At 65.7% G+C, this 22543-nt stretch carries 23 protein-coding genes; 11 read left to right on the top strand and 12 right to left on the bottom strand.

The genetic code is table 11. From position 1 onward, the window contains the following. The 3 genes from AC2FNJ_RS04010 to AC2FNJ_RS04020 all read left to right on the top strand — a co-directional run. Positions 1-482, top strand: a 482-nt coding sequence (locus AC2FNJ_RS04010) for an acyl-CoA dehydrogenase family protein (RefSeq protein ID WP_496762618.1), incomplete at its 5' end; no start/stop codon positions are given. Continuing rightward, the gene (locus AC2FNJ_RS04015) at positions 479-2557 is read left to right on the top strand and encodes an acetate--CoA ligase family protein (RefSeq protein WP_496762620.1); all 2079 of its coding nucleotides are present in this window, start codon (positions 479-481) and stop codon (positions 2555-2557) included. The genes AC2FNJ_RS04010 and AC2FNJ_RS04015, both read left to right, overlap by 4 nt. Beyond that, on the top strand, positions 2554-3333 hold the full coding sequence (locus AC2FNJ_RS04020; protein ID WP_496762622.1) for a carnitinyl-CoA dehydratase: 780 nt from the start codon (positions 2554-2556) through the stop codon (positions 3331-3333). Before AC2FNJ_RS04015 ends, AC2FNJ_RS04020 begins: the two co-directional genes overlap by 4 nt. Before the next feature lie 6 nt (positions 3334-3339). Here the strand turns inward: AC2FNJ_RS04020 and AC2FNJ_RS04025 are convergent, their stop codons facing one another. Beyond that, complete coding sequence (locus AC2FNJ_RS04025) at positions 3340-3972, bottom strand: class I SAM-dependent DNA methyltransferase (protein ID WP_496762623.1); 633 nt, start codon at positions 3970-3972, stop codon at positions 3340-3342. A gap of 88 nt (positions 3973-4060) precedes the next feature. Between AC2FNJ_RS04025 and AC2FNJ_RS04030 the strand changes: the two genes are divergently transcribed. Continuing rightward, positions 4061-4906, top strand: a complete 846-nt coding sequence (locus AC2FNJ_RS04030) for an SDR family oxidoreductase (RefSeq protein WP_496762624.1) — start codon at positions 4061-4063, stop codon at positions 4904-4906. Positions 4907-5253: 347 nt separating this feature from the next. Then, on the top strand, positions 5254-6573 hold the full coding sequence (locus AC2FNJ_RS04035) for a metal-dependent hydrolase family protein (protein WP_496762625.1): 1320 nt from the start codon (positions 5254-5256) through the stop codon (positions 6571-6573). 29 nt (positions 6574-6602) lie between these two features. Here AC2FNJ_RS04035 and dxs read toward each other — a convergent pair whose 3' ends face one another. The 6 genes from dxs to AC2FNJ_RS04065 form a co-directional block, all read right to left on the bottom strand. Continuing rightward, the gene (gene dxs / locus AC2FNJ_RS04040; RefSeq protein ID WP_496762627.1) at positions 6603-8531 is read right to left on the bottom strand and encodes a 1-deoxy-D-xylulose-5-phosphate synthase; all 1929 of its coding nucleotides are present in this window, start codon (positions 8529-8531) and stop codon (positions 6603-6605) included. 15 nt (positions 8532-8546) lie between these two features. Next, a complete protein-coding gene (locus AC2FNJ_RS04045) occupies positions 8547-9413 on the bottom strand; it encodes a polyprenyl synthetase family protein (protein WP_496762628.1) in 867 nt (288 codons plus the stop codon). Continuing rightward, entirely contained in the window at positions 9413-9655 is a 243-nt protein-coding gene (locus AC2FNJ_RS04050) for an exodeoxyribonuclease VII small subunit (protein WP_496762629.1), read from the bottom strand. Before AC2FNJ_RS04050 ends, AC2FNJ_RS04045 begins: the two co-directional genes overlap by 1 nt. Beyond that, on the bottom strand, positions 9652-10578 hold the full coding sequence (locus AC2FNJ_RS04055) for a histone deacetylase family protein (RefSeq protein WP_496762630.1): 927 nt from the start codon (positions 10576-10578) through the stop codon (positions 9652-9654). Before AC2FNJ_RS04055 ends, AC2FNJ_RS04050 begins: the two co-directional genes overlap by 4 nt. Positions 10579-10648: 70 nt before the next feature. Next, positions 10649-11350 (bottom strand): response regulator, encoded by a 702-nt coding sequence (locus tag AC2FNJ_RS04060; protein ID WP_496762632.1) that lies wholly within the window; start codon positions 11348-11350, stop codon positions 10649-10651. Continuing rightward, on the bottom strand, positions 11350-11859 hold the full coding sequence (locus AC2FNJ_RS04065) for a MarR family winged helix-turn-helix transcriptional regulator (RefSeq protein ID WP_496762633.1): 510 nt from the start codon (positions 11857-11859) through the stop codon (positions 11350-11352). Before AC2FNJ_RS04065 ends, AC2FNJ_RS04060 begins: the two co-directional genes overlap by 1 nt. A gap of 157 nt (positions 11860-12016) precedes the next feature. On the opposite strand from AC2FNJ_RS04065, the gene AC2FNJ_RS04070 reads away from it, so the two are divergent. Together AC2FNJ_RS04070 and AC2FNJ_RS04075 are read left to right on the top strand one after the other, a co-directional pair. Next, on the top strand, positions 12017-12883 hold the full coding sequence (locus AC2FNJ_RS04070) for a branched-chain amino acid aminotransferase (protein ID WP_496762634.1): 867 nt from the start codon (positions 12017-12019) through the stop codon (positions 12881-12883). Between the two features lie 183 nt (positions 12884-13066). Beyond that, on the top strand, positions 13067-14635 hold the full coding sequence (locus AC2FNJ_RS04075) for an alkaline phosphatase D family protein (RefSeq protein ID WP_496762636.1): 1569 nt from the start codon (positions 13067-13069) through the stop codon (positions 14633-14635). Positions 14636-14674: 39 nt separating this feature from the next. Here AC2FNJ_RS04075 and cobO read toward each other — a convergent pair whose 3' ends face one another. From cobO to aroC, 4 genes are read right to left on the bottom strand one after another with little or no spacing between them, the layout of a single operon-like run. Continuing rightward, a complete protein-coding gene (cobO, locus tag AC2FNJ_RS04080; protein WP_496762637.1) occupies positions 14675-15274 on the bottom strand; it encodes a cob(I)yrinic acid a,c-diamide adenosyltransferase in 600 nt (199 codons plus the stop codon). Positions 15275-15331: 57 nt separating this feature from the next. Further along, positions 15332-16267 carry a DMT family transporter gene (locus tag AC2FNJ_RS04085; RefSeq protein ID WP_496762638.1) on the bottom strand — a complete coding sequence of 312 codons (936 nt, stop codon included), beginning with the start codon at positions 16265-16267 and terminating at the stop codon, positions 15332-15334. Positions 16268-16321: 54 nt separating this feature from the next. Continuing rightward, positions 16322-16984, bottom strand: coding sequence for an HD domain-containing protein (locus AC2FNJ_RS04090; RefSeq protein WP_496762639.1), 663 nt, complete (start codon positions 16982-16984; stop codon positions 16322-16324). Beyond that, the gene (aroC, locus tag AC2FNJ_RS04095; protein WP_496762641.1) at positions 16968-18068 is read right to left on the bottom strand and encodes a chorismate synthase; all 1101 of its coding nucleotides are present in this window, start codon (positions 18066-18068) and stop codon (positions 16968-16970) included. The genes AC2FNJ_RS04090 and aroC overlap by 17 nt, the downstream gene beginning before the upstream one ends. Positions 18069-18210: 142 nt before the next feature. Between aroC and AC2FNJ_RS04100 the strand changes: the two genes are divergently transcribed. Continuing rightward, a complete protein-coding gene (locus AC2FNJ_RS04100; protein WP_496762643.1) occupies positions 18211-18825 on the top strand; it encodes an FMN-binding negative transcriptional regulator in 615 nt (204 codons plus the stop codon). 8 nt (positions 18826-18833) lie between these two features. Here the strand turns inward: AC2FNJ_RS04100 and AC2FNJ_RS04105 are convergent, their stop codons facing one another. Further along, complete coding sequence (locus AC2FNJ_RS04105; protein ID WP_496762644.1) at positions 18834-19280, bottom strand: c-type cytochrome; 447 nt, start codon at positions 19278-19280, stop codon at positions 18834-18836. A 477-nt stretch (positions 19281-19757) separates the two neighbouring features. Here AC2FNJ_RS04105 and petA point away from each other — a divergent pair, with 477 nt between their 5' ends. Genes petA through AC2FNJ_RS04120 form a run of 3 tightly spaced genes read left to right on the top strand, consistent with a single transcriptional unit; the run spans position 19758 to position 22472 of the window. Continuing rightward, positions 19758-20318: a ubiquinol-cytochrome c reductase iron-sulfur subunit gene (gene petA / locus AC2FNJ_RS04110; RefSeq protein WP_496762646.1), complete on the top strand. Its 561-nt coding sequence runs from the start codon at positions 19758-19760 to the stop codon at positions 20316-20318. A 12-nt stretch (positions 20319-20330) separates the two neighbouring features. Continuing rightward, on the top strand, positions 20331-21662 hold the full coding sequence (petB, locus tag AC2FNJ_RS04115; protein WP_496762647.1) for a cytochrome b: 1332 nt from the start codon (positions 20331-20333) through the stop codon (positions 21660-21662). Positions 21663-21680: 18 nt separating this feature from the next. Continuing rightward, positions 21681-22472 (top strand): cytochrome c1, encoded by a 792-nt coding sequence (locus tag AC2FNJ_RS04120; protein WP_496762648.1) that lies wholly within the window; start codon positions 21681-21683, stop codon positions 22470-22472. The last annotated feature ends 71 nt before the right edge of the window (positions 22473-22543 follow it).

Genomic DNA, 22543 nt, shown 5'->3' on the forward strand with positions numbered 1-22543 from the left:
TTCTGGGCGAGGTCGATGGCGGGTTCGAGGTGATGAACACCTGGCTCTACGCCACCCGCATCACCGTGGCGGCCATGTCGGTCGGCCGTGCGCGCCGCTGTTTCGACTATGCGCTCGATTATGCCGCGACACGCGAGCAGTTCGGCCAGAAGATCGGCAAGTTCCAGGGCGTGTCCTTCCAGATCGCCGACATGATCACGGAAATCGACGCCGCCGACCTGCTGACGCTTGCGGCCGCCGACCGGCTGGACCAGGGGCTGCCCGCCAACCGCGAAATCGCCTCGGCCAAGCTTTATGCTTCGGAAATGCTGGCGCGCGTAACCGATGCCACGATCCAGATCCACGGCGGCATGGGGCTGATGGACGACTATCCGATCGAACGGTTCTGGCGCGATGCGCGGGTCGAACGGATCTGGGACGGCACGTCCGAAATTCAGCGCCACATCATCAGCCGCGATCTGCTGCGGGCTTTGGGCGCATGACCGCGACCTTTGAGTTGCCGGGTTCCGTATGGGGCGAAACAGGCTCTGAACCGCCGAAAACCGCGCGATTGCAGCGCCTGCTGCGCTTCCGGTCGCTTGCGGTGATCGGAGGTGGCGCGTGGTGCGCCGAGGTCGTGCGGCAGGTCAGGAAGATAGGGTTCTCGGGTCCGGTCTGGCCCGTGCATCCCAAGGCACGGGAAGTCGGCGGCGAGGCCGCGTTTGCGCGGATCGAGGATTTGCCCGAAGCGCCGGATGCGGCGTTCATCGGCATCAACCGTCGCGCGACGATCGAGGCGGTGGCCGCCCTGTCACGCATAGGCGCGGGCGGCGCGGTCTGCTTCGCGTCGGGCTTCACCGAAGCGGTTGCCGAAGACCAAGGCGCCGCGGACCTGCAGACGCAGCTGGTCGCCGCCGCCAAGGACATGCCGATCCTCGGGCCCAACTGCTATGGGTTTGTCAATGCGCTGGACCGGGCGGCGATCTGGCCGGATCAGCACGGGATGTCGCCGGTCGAACGCGGCGTTGCCATCCTGACGCAAAGTTCGAACATCGCCATCAACATGACGATGCAGCGCCGCGCCCTGCCGCTGGCCTTCATGCTGACCTGTGGCAATCAGGCCCAGACCCACCAGGCAGAGATCGCGCGCGCCCTGCTGGACGACCCGCGCGTGACGGCCATCGGCGTTCACATCGAAGGGTTCGGCGATCTGCGGAAATGGGAGGCGCTGGCGGCCCGCGCGCGCGACAGGAACGTTCCCATCGTGGCGCTCAAGATGGGAAAATCGGCCCATGCGCAGGCAGCGACCGTCTCGCATACCGCGTCCCTGGCGGGCGAGGATGCCGGGGCGCAGGCATTTCTGGATCGCCTGGGCATTGCGCGGTTGCAGGACACTCCAAGCTTCCTGGAAACTCTCAAGCTGCTGCACGTTTCGGGGCGCCTGTCGGGCAACGGCATCAGCGCGATCAGCTGCTCGGGTGGCGAGGCCAGCCTGGTGGCGGATATGTCGGTGGACCGTGATCTGCGTTTTCCGTCTTTGACCGACGCGCAACGCTCGGAATTGCGGGCCGCGCTCGGGCCGATGGTGGCGCTGGCCAACCCGCTCGACTACCACACCTACATCTGGCGGGACACGCAGGCGATGACCCGCGCCTGGTCCGGCATGATGGGGCCGGATTCGGCTCTGACCATGGCGATTGTCGATTACCCGCATACCGATGCGACCGACTGGACCTGCGCGACGCAGGCCGCGCTCAACTGCGCGCGGGCGACCGGCATGCCTTTTGCGGTCGCGGCAACTTTGCCGGAACTGATGCCCGAGGACGTGGCCCGGACCCTGATGGCGGGCGGGGTCGTTCCTTTCGCCGGGCTCCACGAGGCGCTGGCCGCGATCGAGGCCGCCGCGCGTCCGGTGCCCGAGCCGGCGGACCCGGTCCTGAGGGTGCAGCCGCCCGCGGCGGTCAGCGTTCTCAGCGAGGCAGAGGCCAAGGCGGAACTGGCCGCGTTCGGGCTGTCGGTGCCGCGCGGCGTGGTGGCCAGCGTGGACATGGCTGCGGAAGCCGCGCGCCGATTGCGGCCACCCTTTGCCGTCAAGGGGCTTGGACTGGCCCACAAATCCGAGGCCGGCGCGGTTCTGCTCGGTGTCGGCGCCGAGGAAGTCGAAGCGGCCGCGCGACAGGTCGGAACAGCCGAACTGCTCGTCGAGGAAATGGCGACCGGCGGCAGCGCCGAACTGTTGGTCGGTATCACGCACGATCCGGCGCACGGATTCGTGCTGACCCTAGGTGCCGGCGGCGTCCTGACCGAGATCCTGAGGGACACCGTATCGCTGCTCGTGCCGTCCAGACGCCCGGCGATCCGCGATGCGCTGACCCGATTGGCCTGCGCACCGCTGCTCGCAGGGTATCGCGGCAAGCCGGCGGTCAGGATGGACGCAGTGCTGGACGCAATAGAAGCCCTGCAAGCCTACGTCATTGCCAACGCAGAAACTGTCAGCGAAGTTGAAATCAATCCACTCATCTGCTCCGCGACCGGTGCCGTCGCGGCGGATGCCCTGATCCGAAAGGCAAGCTCATGAACCCAGTCAAGACCGAGCGCGACGGCGCGATCCTGCAAGTCACTCTGGACCGCCCCAAAGCCAATGCGATCGACCTCAAGACCAGCCGGATCATGGGCGAAGTGTTCCGGGACTTTCGCGACGACCCGGATCTGCGGGTCGCCATTCTGACCGGCGGTGGAGAAAAGTTCTTTTGTCCCGGCTGGGATCTCAAGGCGGCCGCGGATGGGGATGCCGTGGATGGCGACTATGGCGTTGGCGGTTTCGGCGGGCTGCAGGAACTCAGGGACATGAACAAGCCCGTCATCGCCGCGGTCAACGGGATCGCCTGCGGCGGCGGGCTGGAACTGGCGCTGAGCGCGGACATGATCCTGTCCGCCGATCACGCGACCTTTGCGCTGCCCGAAATCCGCTCGGGCACCGTGGCCGATGCGGCCAGCGTGAAACTGCCCAAACGCATCCCCTATCACATCGCCATGGAACTCCTGCTCACCGGGCGCTGGTTCGATGCCGAGGAGGCGCATCGCTGGGGCCTGATCAACGAGATCGTGCCGGCGGATCGGCTGATGGACCGGGCCTGGGATCTTGCGCGTCTGCTGGCCAGCGGTCCGCCGCTTGTCTACGCGGCGATCAAGGAGATCGTGCGCGAGGCGGAGGATTCCAGGTTTCAGGACATCATGAACAGGATCACCAAGCGGCAGTTGCGAACGGTGGACGTCCTGTACGGTTCCGAGGACAATCTGGAAGGCGCGCGCGCCTTTGCCGAAAAGCGCGATCCGGTTTGGAAAGGGCGTTAGTCTGGGTCAACTCTTCTCGAAAAGAGCGATGTAGGCCGTATCATCCTTGTTGGGACCGGCGGCGAGGTCGCCATAGATGCGCACCTCGTGAAGCTTCAGATTCTCGATCCGGGACTTGGCGAGGTCAAGAAGGGTACCGGCGAACCCCATGGAGTCGTAGTGCTTGGCGTTGATCGACAAGGCGAACTGCGCGCCGTGGCGGGCGATGCGGAGCAAGGCGGGCAGCGCCTCGGGGCCAAGATGGCCATGCGTGAAGGTGCCCGAGGACACGATGCCGGAATAGCTGTCCCGCGGAACCGGGATGCCGACGTTCAGATCGGCCTCGATCGCGTCGCGATAGATGTCTTTGCGCATCGCTTCGGCCAGCATCTCGGGGCTGATATCGGTGGCGTCGATCGGCCCGACACCAAGCCCGGACAGAACCGCGCCACACAGGCCGGTGCCCGCGCCCACGTCCAGCACGGGCCCCTGTCCGCCGGCGGCGACAAAGGCGCGGGCGGTGTGGATGTGCAGCTGATAATCCTCGAGCGCCGCGAAGCCCTCGTCATAGTCCCCGGCCCATTCCGCATAGAGACGTTTGTGATCTTCCGGGCTTTGCAGCGCATAGGCCGCGTGCAGGTTCGGTGTCTTGTCGGTCATCCCACAATCAAACGCGCAACAAGGGATTCGAATCAAGTGCGTCCATCCGGCGCTTGCATCCCCGGGCGGGGCGTCCCATCAAGTGCGTATGACAGGCACCTTGCTTTCCTTCGGACACGGCTACTCTGCCCGCGCGTTGTCACGGCTCATCGCCCCGCAGGGGTGGCGGATCATCGGCACCACCCGAAACCCGGATCAGATCGGAGCCATTCGGGATTCCGGGGCCGAACCGGTGATCTGGCCCGGTTCCGAACCGTCTTTGGACGGCGTGACCCACTTGCTTGTTTCGACGGCCCCCGATGCCGACGGCGACCCGGTTCTGGCGGCGCTGGGCACTGAGATCGCCGGACGGGCGGGCCAGTTCGCATGGGTGGGGTATCTCTCGACCACCGCCGTCTACGGCGATCATGACGGTGGCTGGGTTGACGAGACCACGCCGCCCGCGCCCACTGCCGAGCGTGGCCGCTGGCGGGTCAGGGCCGAGGAACAATGGTCGGCCATACCGGATCTGCCGCTGCACATTTTTCGTCTGGCCGGCATCTACGGGCCGGGGCGGGGGCCGTTCTCGAAACTGCGCCGTGGCGGGCTGCGGAGAATTGTCAAGCCCGGTCAAGTATTTAGCCGAATTCACGTGGATGACATCGCGCAGGTTCTGGCGGCTTCGATGGCGCGGCCGGATCCGGGGGCGGTTTACAATGTCTGTGATGACGAGCCGGTGCCGCCGCAGGACGTGATCGCCTATGCGGCCGAATTGCAGGGCCTGCCCCTGCCGCCGGCCGTGCCGTTCGACGAGGCCGACATGACGCCGATGGCGCGCAGTTTCTACATGGAAAACAAGCGGGTACGGAATGACCGCATCAAGGAGGAACTCGGCGTCAAGTTGATCTATCCGAACTACCGGGTGGGTCTGGAGGCACTGGCGGGCCGGATCTGACCGCTTGAATCCGGGATGTCGAAGGGGAGCCGCCGGCCACTGATCCCCGGCGCATTGTCCGCTTTGTACAGGATGCCAGAGGGGGATGTGCTGTTTTGTACATGTCCCGGAGGGCCGAATTTCGGCCTTTCACGCCGACCTGCCCGCTCGCACGAAAGCAAGCTGGTGTCGGGCGGCAACACGGTCGGGCAAGCCTGCCGGATGATCACGAATTGGGCGGAACTCCCGAACCCGGACCTTTTCCTGCGCCTCGGCCTCAAGGTCACTGTTCAATCCAGGCTGGACTCCGACTACCATGCTTATCGATACGCAGACGTCTGACCGAAAAAATTTTGAAAGGAACCGCCATGCGAGCACGAAGCAAGATCGCCGCGAGCCTCCTCTTTTTCGCCTTCGCCACACCCAGCCTCGCGCAGGAGGCCACCCTTATCACCGGCGCCCGCATTTTCGATGGGGTCAACGCCGAGTTGATCGAGGGGCAGGACGTGCTGGTTCAGGACGGCATGATCGCGGCTGTGGGCGCCGATCTCGACGCGCCCGAAGGCGCCACGGTGATCGATGCCGATGGCCGTTTCCTGATGCCCGGCTTTGCGGACATGCACGCGCACCTGATGTTCCAGATGCCTTTCGGAATCGCCTTCACCGCCGACCGCGAATACTGGGCTTACGTGGCGTCGGTCACTGCCGAACAATACCTGATGCAGGGGTTCACGACCGTGCGCGATGTCGGCGGCAACTCGTTCTCGCTGAAACGCGCCATCGACGAGGGTATCCTTGTCGGGCCCCGCGTCTATCCGTCCGGCCCTATGATTTCGCAAAGTTCCGGCCATTCGGACCACCGCACCGATGCCGAAGCGCCCGGGTCGCTGGCATTCGAGCCCAGCACGCCGATGAAATACTTCCATGCCGCGGTGGCCGACGGGCGCGACGAGGTGTTGCGCACGGTGCGCGAGATCCTGCGCCGGCGGGCGTCGCAGATCAAGATATCGGTCGGCGGCGGCACCGGGTCGTACGCCGATCCGCTGGATACCATGCAATACACCGATGACGAGATCCGCGCGGCTGTCGAGGCGGCCGAGGACTGGAACACATATGTCACCGCCCATGTCTACAATTCGGACGGCATCATCCGTGCGATCGAGAACGGGGTCAGGTCGATCGAACATGGCAACCTGATGAGCGAGGAGGCCATGCGCCTGATGATGGAGAAGGACGCCTGGCTGTCGCCGCAGGTGATCGTCTACACCTTCCACCCGGCAGGCTACAACGACGAGCAGAAGGCCAGGCACGACGAAGCCTTTGACGGAATCGACCAGATGTTCACCATGGCCAAGGAACTGGGCTTCGAGAACATCGTCTTCGGCACCGACGTCATCACCTCGCCGGCGATGCTCGCGCGCGCGAACGAGGAATTCGTGCTGCGCACCAAGTGGTTCGACAATGCCGAGATCCTCCGGCAAGCCACTTCGAAATCGGCCGAACTGCTGGCGCTTTCCGGGCCGCGCAACCCCTATCCCGGCGCGCTGGGCGTGATCGCCGAAGGCGCCCATGCGGATATCCTGCTGATCGACGGCAATCCGCTGGAGGACATGTCGGTGATGACCGAATACGAAGAGCGGTTCGACCTGATCATGAAGGGTGGCGAGATCTACAAGAACGAGTTGTGACGGGTGGCCAATGATCCGGCCCCGCCCCTCTACGCCCGCTTCTCCCCGATCCGCGCCACGCCCAGAACGTCGAGCACCCTGGTTTCGATCTGTTCGGCGTTCATGCCGGCGACCGCGTACATGTCGGCGGGGCTGGCCTGGTCGATGAAGGTGTCGGGCAGGACCATCGCGCGGTATTTCAGGCCGGTGTCGAAAAAGCCCTCTTCGGCGAGGAACTGCGCCACGTGGCTGCCGAAGCCGCCGATGGCGCCCTCTTCGATGGTGATCAGGGCCTCGTGCCCGGTCGCCAGATCGCGGATCAGGTCGTGGTCGAGCGGCTTGGCGAAGCGCGCATCGGCGATCGTCGGCGTGATCCCTCTGGCGGCGAGCGACTCGGCGGCCTTTTGCACTTCGGCCAGGCGGGTGCCGAGCGACAGCAGGGCCACGCGGGCGCCCGGCTGGATGATCCGGCCCTTGCCGATCTCCAGAACCTCGCCGCGTTCGGGCAAATCGACGCCCACCCCTTCGCCGCGCGGATAGCGGAAGGCGATGGGGCCGTCGTCATGGGCGGCGGCGGTGGCGACCATGTGCACCAGCTCGGCCTCGTCCGCGGCGGCCATGACGACCATGCCGGGCAGGTTGGCAAGATAGGCGATGTCGAACGATCCGGCATGGGTCGCGCCGTCGGCCCCCACCAGGCCGGCCCGGTCGATGGCGAAGCGCACCGGCAGGCGCTGGATCGCCACGTCGTGCACGACCTGATCGTAGCCGCGCTGCAGGAAGGTCGAATAGATCGCGCAGAACGGCTTGAGCCCCCCGGCCGCGAGCGCCGCGGAAAACGTCACCCCGTGCTGTTCGGCGATGCCGACATCGAAACAGCGCGACGGGTAGCGTTCGGCAAACAGGTTCAGGCCGGTGCCGTCGGGCATGGCGGCGGTGACGGCGACGATCTTGTCGTCGCGCGCCGCCTCGGCCACCAGCGTCTTGCCGAAGACCGAGGTATAGGTCGGCGCGTTCGATGGCGCCTTGAACTGCTTGCCGGTCACGACGTCGAATTTCGCGGTCGCATGGCCGCGGTCGCGGGCGGCCTCGGCCGGGGCATAGCCCTTGCCCTTGCGGGTCAGGGCGTGGATCAGGATCGGTCCGGTCGCCCGCGCCTTGACGGTGCGCAGGATCGGCAGCAGCTGGTTGAGGTCATGCCCGTCGATCGGGCCGAGATAGCTGAAGCCCAGCTCTTCGAACAGGGTGCCGCCGATGGCCATGCCCTTGAGCATCTCCTTGGCGCGCTTGGCGCCTTCGCGGAACGGTTCGGGCAGCAGCGATACCGCGCCTTTCGCGGCGGCCTTGAGCTCCTGAAACGGTTCCTCGGCATAGAGGCGCGAGAGATAGTTCGACAGCGCGCCGACCGGCGGGGCGATGCTCATCTCGTTGTCGTTCAGGATCACGATCAGGCGCTTTTTCAGGTGGCCGGCGTTGTTCATCGCCTCGAACGCCATGCCGGCCGACATCGACCCGTCGCCGATCACGGCGATGGCATCGCCCAGACCCTCGGGCGTCACCCCGCCCAGGTCGCGGGCCACGGCAAAGCCCAGCGCGGCGCTGATCGAGGTCGAGCTGTGGGCCGCGCCGAACGGGTCATAGGGGCTTTCGCTGCGTTTGGTGAAGCCGCTCAGCCCGTCCTTTTGGCGCAGGGTGCGGATACGGTCGCGGCGCCCGGTCAGGATCTTGTGGGGATAGCTCTGATGGCCCACGTCCCAGATGATCTTGTCGCGCGGGGCGTCGAACACCGCGTGCAGGGCCACGGTGAGTTCGACGACGCCCAGCCCGGCCCCCAGATGCCCGCCGGTGACGGAGACCGCGGAAACCGTTTCCGCCCGCAGCTCGTCCGCCAACTGGACTAGTTGCGCGTCCGAAAACTGCTTGAGGTCCGCAGGGCGGTTCACGAGATCCAGCAGCGGTGTGTTCGGGCGGTCTGACATGGCGTCCTTTTCGGTTCAGCTGTCTCGGGCAATAACGAAGCGGGCGGCCTCCTTCAAGGTGTCGGCCCGCGGACCGTAGCCGTCCAGCGCCGCGCAGGCCGCATCCACCAGCTCGGCCGCGCGGGCCTTGGCCGCGTCGAGACCGAGCAGCGAGACGAATGTGGCCTTGCCCGCGCCGGCGTCCTTTTGCAGCCGCTTGCCGGCCTTTTCGGCATCGCCCTCGACATCCAAGATGTCGTCGGCGATCTGAAAAGCAAGGCCGAGCGCCCGGGCATATCGGCGCAGCGCCCCGGTCTCCTGCCGCGCCAGCCGCGCGCCCGCACAGGCCGACCATTCGATCAGGGCGCCGGTCTTGCCCGCCTGCAGCCGGGTGATCTGGTCGAGCGTCAGCGGTTCGGGCGCGGTTTCGGCCGCGATGTCCAGAGCCTGCCCCAGAACCATGCCGCGCGCGCCGCCGGCCTGTGCAAGGGTCAGCGCCAGGTCGGCCCTTGTTTCCGGATCGCCGCAGTCGGGATGCGCGCAGAGTTCGAAGGCCAGGCTCTGCAGGGCGTCCCCGGCCAGGACGGCGGTGCCTTCGTCCCATTCGACATGCACCGTCGGGCGGCCGCGCCGCAGGTCGTCGTCGTCCATGCAGGGCAGGTCGTCATGGACAAGGGAATAGGCGTGCAGGGCCTCGATCGCGGTGGCGGGCCAGATCGCCCGCGCCTCGGCCACGTCATGCAGCCGGGCGCTTTCCAGAACCAGAAACCCGCGCAGGCGCTTGCCGCCGCGGGTGGCGTAGGCCATCGCGCGGGTGACATCCAGATCGTCCAGCGCGCCAAGCACCAGATCGAACTGGCGCTGGATGCGCGCCGCGTCCTGCGCCAGCCGTTCGCGAAACATCAGAGATCGTCTGCTGGCGTCGTCCCGGTCGGCTGGCCGTTTGCGTCCAGCGTGATGGCCGCGACCTTTTCCTCGGCCCGCTTCAACTCATCCTCGCAGCGTTTCTTGAGCGCCGCGCCGCGTTCGTACAGGTCGATGGACTTGTCCAGCGCCACGTCCCCGCGCTCAAGCTGCGCCACCACGGCCTCAAGCTCTTTCATCGCCTGTTCAAAGGTCATCTCTTCAACGGGTGTCTCGGTCATCCTGCGGCCTTCATCAGTTCTTCCACATGGGCTTTGGTCGCCTCGCTCAGCGCGTTCAGATCATACCCGCCTTCGAGAGTCGAGACGATACGGCCCGCGCAGGTTTCGCCGGCGATCCCGCAGAGTTCCGAGGTCAGCCAGGCGAAATCCGCGGTGGACCAGTTCAGGTTGGCAAGCGGGTCGTCCCGATGCGCGTCAAAACCGGCCGAAATGATGATCAGCTCCGGCTCGAAGGCGCGCAGCCGCGGAAAGGCTTGCGTTTCGTAGGCCGCGCGCATCTCCGCGCCGCCGGTTCCCGGCGCCAGCGGCATGTTCAGGATCTGACCATGCGCGCCGTTTTCATCCGGGCGCCCGGTGCCGGGCCAGAGCGGCATCTGCTGGCTGGTGATGACCAGCGCGCGCGCCTCGTCCCACAGCAGATCCTGGGTGCCGTTGCCGTGGTGAACGTCGAAATCGACCACCGCCACGCGGCTCAGCCCGTGATGGTCCAACGCATGTTTGGCGGCCAGGGCGGCATTGCCGAACAGGCAGAACCCCATGGCCGTTTCACGTTCCGCATGATGCCCCGGAGGACGGACGGCGCAGAAGGCGTTCGGGGCGTCGCCGGACAGCACCATGTCCACGGCCCGCACCGCCGCCCCCGCCGCCCGGTAGGCCGCATCGACCGATCCGGGCGACATGAAGGTGTCGCCGTCGATCTGCGTGAAGCCGTCGGCGGGCCGGGCGTCGCGGATGTCGCGGATGTAGCTCTCGGGGTGGATCCGCAGCAGATCGTCATCCGCCGCCAGCGGCGCCGTCACCCGCTGCAGGTCCAGCGGCTCCAGCGCATGCAGGACATGCTCCAGTCGGGCCACCCGCTCGGGGTGCCCCTCGGGGGTGACATGACCCAGACAGTCGGCATGCGTCAAAACGGCGGTCTTCATGAAACTCCCCCACTTCATCTGGCCAAAAATATCCTCGCCGAAGGCAAGAAAACGCCGCGCAGCGGCAAAATCAATCCGGGGCCAGCATGTACCCCGCGCCCCGCACGGTCTGCAGGTATCGTGGCTGTTTCGGGTCGGCTTCGATCTTGCGCCGCAGGCGGGTGATCTGCACGTCCACGGCGCGTTCCTGCGCCTGACCCTTGTCGCGCCCCAGGTCTTCGACAAGCTTGGCGCGGCTGACCGGTTCGCCCGGCTGCGAAGAGAAGATCCGCATCAGCTGGCTTTCGGTGGCGGTCAGGCGGACGGGGGTTTCCCCCTGCCACATCTCGCCGCGCTCGATGTCGTAGCGGATCGCACCCAGATGCAGGATCTTGGGCGCGGCCTCTTGCTGGGATGTGTCGGGCATCCGGCGCAGGATGGCATTGATGCGCAGCAAAAGCTCCTTGGGTTCGAAGGGCTTGGCCAGATAGTCGTCCGCCCCCGCCTCGAGCCCCGCGATCCGGTGTTCGGTCTCGCCGCGCGCGGTCAGCAGCAGGATCGGGGTGGAATGGGTCTCGCGCAGCGCGCGGGTCAGGCTGACGCCATCCTCGCCCGGCATCATCACGTCGAGAACGACCAGGTCGAAATCCAGCCCCGACAGGACGCGGCGGGCATGGGCGGCATCGCGGGCGGCCGTGACCAGAAACCCGCTGCGCATCAGGAACTTCTTGAGCAGATCGCGAATGCGTTCGTCGTCATCCACGATCAGCAGATGGGCATCCATGTCGCTCATCAGGCCGTATCCCGCAGTTTCGTGTAGGCCCCACGCATATCAGCATCCATCATCGCTTCAAGTACCCTGCGGAACCCGGCCACGGCCTCGGGGCCGGCATCCTTGTAGGCCGCGCGCATCCGGGCGCGCTGGGCATCCGACAGCTTGGCCTCCAGCGCCCGGCCCGCATCGGTCAGGAACAGGTGCCGTTCGCGTTTGTCCGCGGTGCCCACGCGGCTTTCGACCAGGCCGTCGGCGATGAGAGTCCGCAGCACGCGGTTCAGCGACTGTTTGGTGACGCCCAGGATGGCCAGAAGGTTGTTCACGGTCGTGCCCGGCGCCCGGTTGATGAAGTGGATGGCGCGGTGGTGCGCCCGGCCATAGGCCATCTCGGCCAGGATCCGGTCGGGGTCGGCGGTGAACCCGCGATAGGCAAAGAACATCGCTTCGATCCCCTGCCGCAGCTGCTCGTCCGTGAGGAACAGAAGGTTCTCGCCGCCAAAGGCTTGAACGGGGCGGGTTTCGGACATGGCGTGCCTCTTTTGTTGCTCGGCCCGACATTACGTCAGTCTTGTTGACATTCCAAGAGCGAACAGGTATCGAATCGCAGCATTTGCGCAACAAAATGTCCGATCCGGACCAATTCAGCGCAACTTTTGGAAATTCGCTCGTTCAGGAGGTCTCGGCATGGCGGGTTACGACGATCGTGAGGGTGTCATCTGGTTGAATGGCGAACTGGTGCCCTGGCGCGACGCCAAGGTGCATGTTCTCACCCATGCGATGCACTATGCCTCGTCGGTGTTCGAGGGCGAACGGGCCTATGGCGGCAAGATCTTCAAGAGCCGGGAACATTCGGAACGCCTGATCGCCTCGGCCGAGGCGCTGGACATGCCGATGCCCTATTCGGTCGATCAGGTCGAGGCCGCCAAGGAAGAGACCCTGAAGGCCAGCGGGCTGCAGGACGCCTATGTGCGGGTCGTGGTCTGGCGCGGTTCGGGAGAGGACATGGGGGTTGCCTCGGCCAGGAATCCGGTGTGCATGGCCGTCGCGGTCTGGCCCTGGGGCGCGTATTACGGCGACGCCAAGATGCAGGGCGCCAAGCTCGACATCGCCGAGTGGAAACGCCCCAGCCCCGAGACCATTCCGGTCCACGCCAAAGCGGCGGGTCTGTACATGATCTGCACCATTTCCAAGCACAAGGCCGAATCCAAGGGATGCTCGGACGCCCTGTTCATGGACTATCGCGGCTATGTGGCCGAGGCGACCGGCGCGAATGTCTTTTTCGTCAAGAACGGCGAGGTGCATACGCCGCTGCCCGATTGCTTTCTGAACGGCATCACCCGTCAGACCGTGATCGGGATGCTCAAGGACAAGGGCATCGCCGTGCATGAGCGCCACATCCTGCCCGAGGAAATGGCCGGTTTCGAACAGTGCTGGCTGACCGGCACCGCGGCCGAGGTCACGCCGGTGGGCCAGATCGGGGAATACAAGTTCGAAGTGGGCGATCTGACGCGGGACATCGCCGAATCCTACGAAAGGCTGGTCCGCGCCTGAGCCGCCTTTCGCGGCCGGACACCCGGTTCGGTCGCGCGGGATAGTCCATGGGTCTTGTCCACGGACTTCATGGTATCATCGCGATATCTTCAAGAATCTGAGCCACGCGTTTTACAAACGCGCGGTTCGCTGAGGCTCGCCATCGCGCCGTTCGCGCGTTGACCACCAGACAGGAGAGCCAAGATGCCCAAGTTCCTTCGCCCGTCCCGCCGCAACTTTCTGGCCGGAAGCTCGGCCCTGGCCGCGACTCTGGCCATGCCGGCGATCAGCCGCGCCGCGTCTCGCCCGGTCTTTACCCATGGGGTGCAATCCGGCGATGTCGATACGGCCTCGGGCATGATCTGGACCCGGACCGACCGGCCGGCGCGGGTCATGATGGAGGTTTCCACGACCGAAAGCTTCGCCGAGGCCCGCAGGCTGCCGCCCATGGATGCGATCCCGTCCGGCGATTTCGCCGTCAAGCGCCTGGTCGAGGGTCTGCCGTCGGACCAGGACATCTTCTATCGTTTCGTGGCCGCCGATCTGAGCGACATCAACGCGGTGTCCGAACCCGTGACCGGGCAGTTCCGCACCGCTCCGAGCTCGCGCCGCAACCTGCGGTTCGCGTGGTCCGGCGACACGGCCGGCCAGGGCTGGGGCATCGACGACGAGGGCATGCGCACCTATGCCACCATGGCCCGGCACAGGCCGGACTTTTTCATCCATTCCGGCGACACCGTCTATGCCGACGGTCCGATGACGGACGAGGTCGAACGGGACGGACAGGTGATCTGGAAGAACACCACGCTGATCGACGAGAAACGCAAGGTGGCCGAGACGCTCGACGAATTCCGCGCACAGTGGAAATACAACATGATGGACGCGCATGTGCGCGCCATGAACGCGGTCTGCCCGACCTTCTTCCAGTGGGATGACCATGAGGTGGTCAACAACTGGTCGGACGCCAAGGATCTGATCTCGGACGACCGATATGCCGAGAAGTCCGTGCATGTGCTGAAGGCCCGCGCCGCCCGCGCGTTCCACGAGATGACACCGTTGCGGATCACCCCTGCCGAGCCGGGCCGCGTGTATCGCAAGATCTCGTATGGGCCGATGCTGGACGTGTTCTTTCTCGACCTGCGGTCCTATCGCGGCCCCAACGGCCCGTCGATGGAGACCGAGATCACCGACCAGTCGCGCATTCTGGGCGCCGAACAATTGGCCTGGCTCAAGCGCGAACTGGCGGCGTCAGACGCGACGTGGAAGGTGATCGCCTCGGACATGCCGATCGGGCTGATCGTCTGGGACAATTGGCGCGAAAAGGCGGGGGCCGAGGCGATTGCCAACGGCGACGGCGGCCCGGCCAGGGGGCGCGAGTTGGAAATCGCCGACCTGCTGCGGTTCATCAAGACCGCGAAGATCACCAATACCGTCTGGTTCACGGCGGATGTCCACTATACCGCGGCCCACTACTACAACCCCGACAAGGCGCAGTTCCAGGAATTCGATCCGTTCTGGGAGTTCGTGTCGGGGCCGCTGCATGCCGGCACCTTTGGCCCGAACGATCTGGACGGCACATTTGGTCCCGAAGTGAAGTTCGTGAAGGCACCCGCCGAAGGGCAGGGCGTCAATCTGCCGCCGAGCGAAGGGCTGCAATTCTTCGGGCTGGTGGACATCGACGGCGCGACCCAGCAGATGACCGTGCGCTTGATGGACCGCGCCGATACGGAACTGTGGTCGGTCACGCTCGACCCGGTTCTGACTGCGTTGTAAGCCGCAGAGGGGTGGCCCCGGACGGGGCCGCCCGTGTACTCAGAAATCCACGCCGCGCTGCGCCTTGATGCCGGCCTGGAACGGATGCTTTTCCTCGGTCATTTCAGTGACCAGATCGGCATAGTCGCGCAGCGCCTGCGGGGCGTCACGCCCGGTCAAAAACACGCTGGTCCGGTCCGAGCGCGCGTTCAGCCCGTCGATCACCGCATCCACCGACAGGTATTCATAGCGCAGGGCGATGTTGATTTCGTCCAGCACCACAAGGTCATAGTCGCCGCTGGCCATCAGGGCGCGCGCCTTGTCGAAGGCGGCGGTGGCGGCGGCGATGTCGCGGTCACGGTCCTGGGTGTCCCAGGTGAAGCCCTCGCCCATCGTGTGCCAGGTCACGAGGTCGCGTTCCTCGAAGAACCGCCGCTCGCCGGTCTTCCACTTGCCCTTGATGAACTGGACCACGGCGACCTTCTGGCCCCAGCCCAATGCGCGGATCACCACGCCGAACGCGGCCGAGGACTTGCCCTTGCCCTTGCCGGTGTTGATCAGCACGAGGCCGCGGCCGGGATCGACGGCCTCGGACACTTTCTTGCGGTGCCTGGCCTGCACCTCCTTCATCTTTTGCTTGTGATCCTGCGCGTCGCTCATCGGGAACCCTCTTTGATTGCCCGGCCCAACCTAGGCGAGTTTTGCGAAAGGTAAAGATCAGGCTTTCGGGTCGGTCACGGCCCGCGCCTTGCCGCGTTCGAGGCCCAGCTGGCGTTCGCGCCAGATCACCACGACATTGCCGGCGATGACCAGCGCGGCGCCGGCCAGCATCACCAGGGTGGGCAGTTCGTCGAACCAGACATAGCCGATGACGATGGCGAACAGCATGGTGGTGTAATCGTAGGGGGCCAGCATCGACGCCTGCCCGAACCGGTAGGAGGACGTGACGAGGATCTGCGCCACGCCGCCGATCAGGCCCATGCCGATGAGAATGGCGGCCTGCTCCCAGGTGGGCATGGTCCATCCGAAGAATGCCGTCAGGCCCGACAGGACCGTGGCGGTGGCGGAGAAATAGAAGACGATGGCGGCGGGGTGATCGACCTGCACCAGTTGGCGGATGTGGATCTGCACGAAGGCGCGGGCGATGGTGGCGCCCAGAACGCAGAGCGCGCCGATGGTCGCGGCGACCTCCATGCCGCCGCTGCCGAGGCGCGGCCACAGCATGATCAGCACCCCCAACAGCCCCACGGCGACCGCGCCGATCCGGATCATGCGGATGCGTTCGCCCAGCATGAGCGCCGCCAGAATGAGCGTGAAGATCGGGGTGGCGTAGCCGATGGCCGTGACCTCGGGCAGGGGCAGCAGGCTGAGCCCGGTGAAGGTCAGGCCCATGGCGGCGGTGCCCAGAACGCCGCGCCAGAAATGCCCCATCGGCTTCTTGACCACGAACCCCTGCGCCAGTTCCCCGCGCGAGATCAGCCAGGCGAGGATGACCGGAATGGCGAAGAGCGAGCGGAAGAACACCATCTCTCCGGGCGGAAAGTCATCGGACAGCGCCTTGACCAGCGCCGACATCGCGGTGAACAGGAACAGGGCGCTCAGCTTGAGCACCACGGCCAGGACCGGTCGATGCGATGTTAAGGATTCCGCCATGGCCGCGACCCTGCGCCTTTGCGCGGGAAAGATCAACGCCCAGTGACCGGCGGCTCAGTCCGCCGTCCAGTCCGGCGGCAAGGTGCAGCCGATCTCCTCGGCAAACGCATCGAGGAAACGCAGCATCCGCTGCACCCGCGCCTGCGCCATCGCCTTGCCGCCGTCGGTCAGCATGTCGGCCGGCAGGCCCAGCAGCTTGACCTTCCAGTGGTCGATGGAGAATTGCAGGTCATCCAGCGCACGGGACTCGGCAAACGGGTCCGACGGGTCGTAGAGCGCCCGGCCCAGCGAGCCGGCCACCGAGAAGTTGCGGGCAATGCCGATGGCGCCCAGCGCATCCAGCCGGTCGGCGTCGCGCAGGATGCGCGCCTCGGCCGTTTCGGGCGGAATCCGCGCGGAAAAGCTGTGGGCGGCGATGGCGTGCTGGGCCGCCCGGATCCCGGCCGGGTCATAGCCAAGCGCGGCAAGGATCGGCCCGGCCTGCTCGGCCGACCGGCGCGAGGCCAGATGGCGGTCGGGCGCGTTCTTGGGCAGGTTGACCAGATCGTGCAGATAGCAGGCCGCGATCAGAACGCGCAGGTCGGTGCGGTCGTCGGCGATGGCCTGCGCATTGACCCAGACCCGGTCCAGATGCGCCAGATCATGCGCCGGGTCCGGGGTCATGCGGGTGTCGGCGATGTCGCGCAGGCGGGCGTGCAGATCAGCCAATTCGGCCACGGTTTTCCCCGATCTGGCCGCGGTGCAGCAGCAGGTGGTCCAGGATCACGCAGGCCATCATCGCCTCGCCCACCGGCACCGCGCGGATGCCGACGCAGGGGTCGTGCCGGCCCTTGGTGACGATTTCGGTCGCCTCGCCGGATTTGGTGATGGTCTTGCGCGGCGTGAGGATCGACGAGGTGGGCTTGACCGCGAAGCGCACCACGATGTCCTGCCCGGTCGAGATGCCGCCCAGAATCCCGCCCGCGTGGTTCGAGCTGTATTGCGGGCCGTCCTGGCCCATGAAGATCTCGTCGGCATTGTCGCGGCCGGTCAGTTCCGCCGCCGCCATGCCCTCGCCGATCTCGACGCCCTTGACCGCGTTGATCGACATCATCGCCGCGGCCAGGTCGGTGTCCAGCTTGGCGTAGACCGGGGCACCCAGCCCGGCCGGAACGCCGCGCGCCACCACCTCCACCACGGCGCCGACCGAGTTGCCGGACTTGCGCAGGTCATCGAGGTAGTGCGCCCAGTCTTCGGCCGCCTGCGCATCCGGGGTCCAGAACGGGTTCCGTTCGATCTGGGACCAGTCGAACCGGTCCCGGTCGATGCGGTGCGGACCCATCTGCACCATGTAGCCGGTGATCGCGACGTTCGGCGCCAGCGCCTTGATCGCCTCGCGCGCCAGGCCGCCCGCCGCCACGCGCGCGGCGGTTTCCCGCGCCGAGCTGCGCCCGCCGCCGCGATAGTCGCGGATGCCGTATTTCTGCCAATAGGTGATGTCGGCATGGCCCGGACGGAACTTGTCCATGATGTCGGAATAGTCCTTGGACCGCTGATCGGTGTTTTCGATCATCAGCTGCACCGGCGTGCCGGTGGTCTGGCCCTCGAACACGCCGGACAGGATCTTGACCTCATCCGCCTCGCGCCGCTGGGTGGTGAACTTGCTTTGCCCCGGCTTGCGGCGGTCCAGCCAGTGCTGGATCATCGCCGCCTCGATCGGAACGCCCGGCGGGCAGCCATCGACGGTTGCGCCCAGCGCCGGTCCGTGGCTTTCGCCCCAGGTCGTGACGCGGAAGAGATGGCCAAAACTGTTCATCGACATGCGGCGTGCTCCTTTGACGGACGTGCTTAGCGAGGAGTGCCGAAGTCCTCAAGCGGATTTGCGGTTTCGTCGCCGGTGGCACGACCCTTGCCAACCGCCGATCCGGCCTGCAAGAGGGTGGGGTGGTTTCCGGAGGCTCATGATGCACCCAAATCCCGCCTTTCGTGCCGAGGACCGGACGCGCAACATCGGGTTCGCGCGTGACCGGGCGTTCGGCGTTCTGGCCGTGCCGGGCGACGGCGCCCCGTGGATGAGCCATGTGCCGTTCCTGCTGGACCGGGACGGAGAAACCGCCGAATTGCACCTGGTGCGGTCCAACCCGATCGTGCGGGCGCTGGCGCATCCACGGCAGGTGCGGATCGCCGTGAGCGGGCCGGACAGCTATGTCTCGCCGGACTGGTACGGCGTGGCGGACCAGGTGCCGACCTGGAACTATGTCGCGGTGCATCTGATCGGCGTTCTGGAATTGCGGCCGGTTTCCGAGTTGCCTGACCTTCTGGACCGGCAGTCGGCCTTTTCCGAGGACCGCCTGCTGCCCAAGCCGCCGTGGACCACCGGCAAGATGAACCCGGAAGCCCTGGGGCGGCTGATGCGGATGATCGTGCCCTGCCGGATGCGGATCACTGACATCCAGGGCACGTGGAAGCTGAACCAGAACAAGGAGGCCGCGGCCCGCCTTGAAGCCGCGGACGAGGTCGCGCGGGCGGCGTTCGGGAGCGAGACCGATGCGCTGGCGGCGCTGATGCGCCGGGTTTGAGCCGCGTCCTACGCGCCGCCGAAGGTGGCGAGGTAGGCGGCGATGTCGGCCGCCCCTGTCTTGAGCTTGACGCTCATGTTGGGACGCGCGGTGTCGTCCTTGAGAAACGCGCGGATGAAGCCGATCGGATCTTCGGAATAGGCGGCGATGTTCTCTTCGGTCCAGACCAGACCTTCTTGCCCGGCGCGGATCATGTCGTCGGTGAACATGCCGATGGGCAGACGCGCGCTGCCGTTCAGATAGTCGTTTTCCGTGCCGGCCACCCGGCCCACGACGCCGTAGAGATTGGGGCCGGTGATCCCGCCCTTCACCAGCACTTGGCCATCCTTGATGATGGCGTGGCAGGACGAACAGCGATTGTAGAGCAGTTTCCCCCTTTCGGGATCGCCCTCGGCCAGCGCCGGGAACGATTGGATCGCGAACACGAGCAGGGTCGCCAGGGTGCGGGTCTTCATGAGTGGTCTCCATCAGGCAGTCGCGCGGCGCAGCCAATAGGGGCATTCGTGCATAAGCTGCAAGGCAGGCGCCCAGATCTACCTGAAAAGGAAAACATCTTTGCGGGGTGCGTGTTTTCCGGACAACGCCCGACCGGTGGGCCGGTCGCGGCGATCCGGTGCCGGTCCGGTGCATGGCGATGACATGGGCGCGCTGGCGCGGGCCGGTTCCGGTACGTGGCGAATCAGTTTTCGCAGCCGGGCCGTCACCGCCGATTCGCCTTGGAATCGCCGGCAACTTTCGGTTTCGGCAGGCCCTCTTCGGGAATTTTCTGTGTGCCCGGCGACATGAAATGCCACATGCGGCGTAGTGCGCGCCTATGACCGCTGGACGAACCGTATTCTCCCGGCTAGATACCCGCGATGAGATGCCGCTTTGATGCGGTGCTGATGCATGTTTGCCCGAATGCCCGGGCTTTGGAATTCGGAGAAAACCTCGTGTCCCACGCAGAAGACCACGAAGGCACCCGCAGAGATTTCCTCTACTACGCCACGGCTGGCGCAGGTGTCGTAGCCACAGGAGCCGCTGTCTGGCCGCTGATCAACCAGATGAATCCTTCGGCGGACGTGCAGGCGCTGTCCTCGATCCGGGTTGACGTCGGCGGCGTCGAACTCGGCACGCAGATCACCGTCAAGTGGCTGGGCAAACCCGTCTTCATCCGCCGCCGTACGCCGGAAGACATCGAAATGGCCCGTGCGGTGGACATCTCGGAACTGCCGGACCCGATCGACCGGAACGCCAACAAGCCGGGCCTGCCGGCGACCGACGAGAACCGCACGCTGGACGAGGCCGGCGAGTGGCTGGTGATGATGGGGGTCTGCACCCATCTGGGCTGCGTGCCGCTGGGCGATGGCGCAGGCGAGTTCAACGGCTGGTTCTGCCCGTGCCACGGGTCGCACTATGATACCTCCGGGCGCATCCGCAAGGGCCCCGCGCCCGAGAACCTGCACATTCCGGTCGCCGAGTTCGTCGAACCGACCGTCATCAAGCTGGGATAAGGAAACGCGCTCATGTCCGGAATTCCGCACGATCATTACGAACCGAAGACTGGCGCGGAAAAGTGGCTGCACAGCCGCCTGCCCATCCTCGGTCTCTTGTACGACACGCTGATGATCCCCACCCCGAAGAACCTGAACTGGTGGTGGATCTGGGGCATCGTCCTGGCGTTCTGCCTGGTGCTACAGATCGTCACCGGCATCGTTCTGGTGATGCATTACACGCCGCAGGTCGACATGGCCTTTGCCAGCATCGAACACATCATGCGCAACGTGAACGGCGGTCACATGCTGCGCTATCTGCACATGAACGGCGCGTCGCTGTTCTTCGTCGCGGTCTACATCCACATGTTCCGGGGCCTGTACTATGGCTCGTACAAGTCGCCGCGCGAGGTGACATGGATCATCGGCATGCTGATCTACATCTGCATGATGGCCACCGCCTTCATGGGCTACGTGCTGCCCTGGGGGCAGATGTCGTTCTGGGGCGCGACCGTGATCACCGGCCTGTTCGGCGCGATCCCGTTCGTCGGCGAAGCGATCCAGACCTGGCTGCTGGGCGGACCGGCGGTGGACAACGCCACCCTGAACCGCTTCTTCTCGCTGCACTACCTGCTGCCCTTCGTCATCGCGGCGCTGGTGGTCGTGCATATCTGGGCCTTCCACACCACCGGCAACAACAACCCCACCGGGGTTGAGGTGCGCCGCGGCTCCAAGGCCGAGGCCGAGAAGGACACCCTGCCGTTCTGGCCCTATTTCGTGATCAAGGATCTGTTCGCGCTGGCCGTCGTTCTGGTCATCTTCTGGGCCATCGTCGGCTTCATGCCGAACTATCTGGGCCACCCGGACAACTACATCGAGGCCAACCCGCTGGTCACGCCGGCGCATATCGTGCCCGAATGGTACTTCCTGCCGTTCTACGCGATCCTGCGCGCCTTTACCGGCGACGTGTGGGTGGTGCAGTTCGCGAGCTTCATCACCGGCGGCATCATCGACGCCAAGTTCTTCGGGGTTCTGGCGATGTTCGGTGCGATCCTGGCCATGGCGCTGGCGCCCTGGCTGGACACGTCGAGCGTGCGGTCGGGCAAGTACCGTCCGATGTTCAAATGGTGGTTCTACCTGCTGATCATCGACTTCTTTGCCCTGATGTGGCTGGGCGCGATGCCCGCCGAGGAACCCTATGCGACCTTCTCGCTGATCGCCTCGGCCTACTGGTTCGCCTATTTCTTCGTGATCCTGCCGATCCTCGGCGTGATCGAGAAGCCCGAGGCGCAGCCGGAGACCATCGAAGAAGACTTCAACGCGCATTATGCCAAGGCTGACGCCGAAGCCGCGCCTGCCGAGTAAGAAGAGGGACGGGAAACCATGTTCAAGAAACTTGCAATCGGCGCCGCTGTTGCCCTGGCCCTTGCCCCTGCCGCATCCTTCGCGGCAGGCGGCGGCGATCAGCACATCGAAGACTTCCACTTCTCGTTCGAAGGTCCGTTCGGCCGGTACGACCAGAACCAGCTGCAACGCGGGCTGCAGATCTACACCGAGGTCTGCGCGGCCTGTCACGGCCTGCAATACGTTCCGCTGCGGACGCTGGCCGATCCCGGCGGCGTCGGCCTGAGCGAAGCGCAGGTGCGCGCCTATGCGGCGCAGAACTTCGAAGTGTTCGACCCCGAGCTGGACGATTTCCGCCCGGCCGTCCCGACCGACCACTTTCCGGCCAACGACGCCGCGGGCGCGCCGGACCTGAGCCTGATGGCCAAGGCCCGCGCCGGGTTCCACGGCCCCGCCGGGCTGGGCATCAACCAGTTGTTCAAGGGCATGGGCGGCGCGGAATACATCGCGTCGCTGCTGGACGGCTATACCGGCGAGGAAAAGGAAGAGGCCGGCACGATCCTGTACGAGAACACCGCCTTTCCGGGCGGCTGGATCTCGATGGGGCCGCCGCTGTTCGACGACCAGATCGAGTTTGCCGACGGCCATGAGAGCACGGTGGAATCCATGTCGCAGGATGTCGCCGCATTCCTGATGTGGAGCGCCGAACCCAAGATGATGGCGCGCAAGCAGGCGGGCTTTGTCGGGGTGATCTTCCTGACCATCCTTTCGGTTCTTCTGTATCTGACCAACAAGCGCCTGTGGGCGCCGGTCAAGGGCAAGAAGCACTGAGCCGCGTCTGACAGACCGTTCCTGACCCCCCCGCGCCGCACGGTTGCGGGGGGTTCTTCTTGGACGGGCGG

The sequence above is a fragment of the Ruegeria sp. BHSB196 genome, assembly GCF_059613135.1.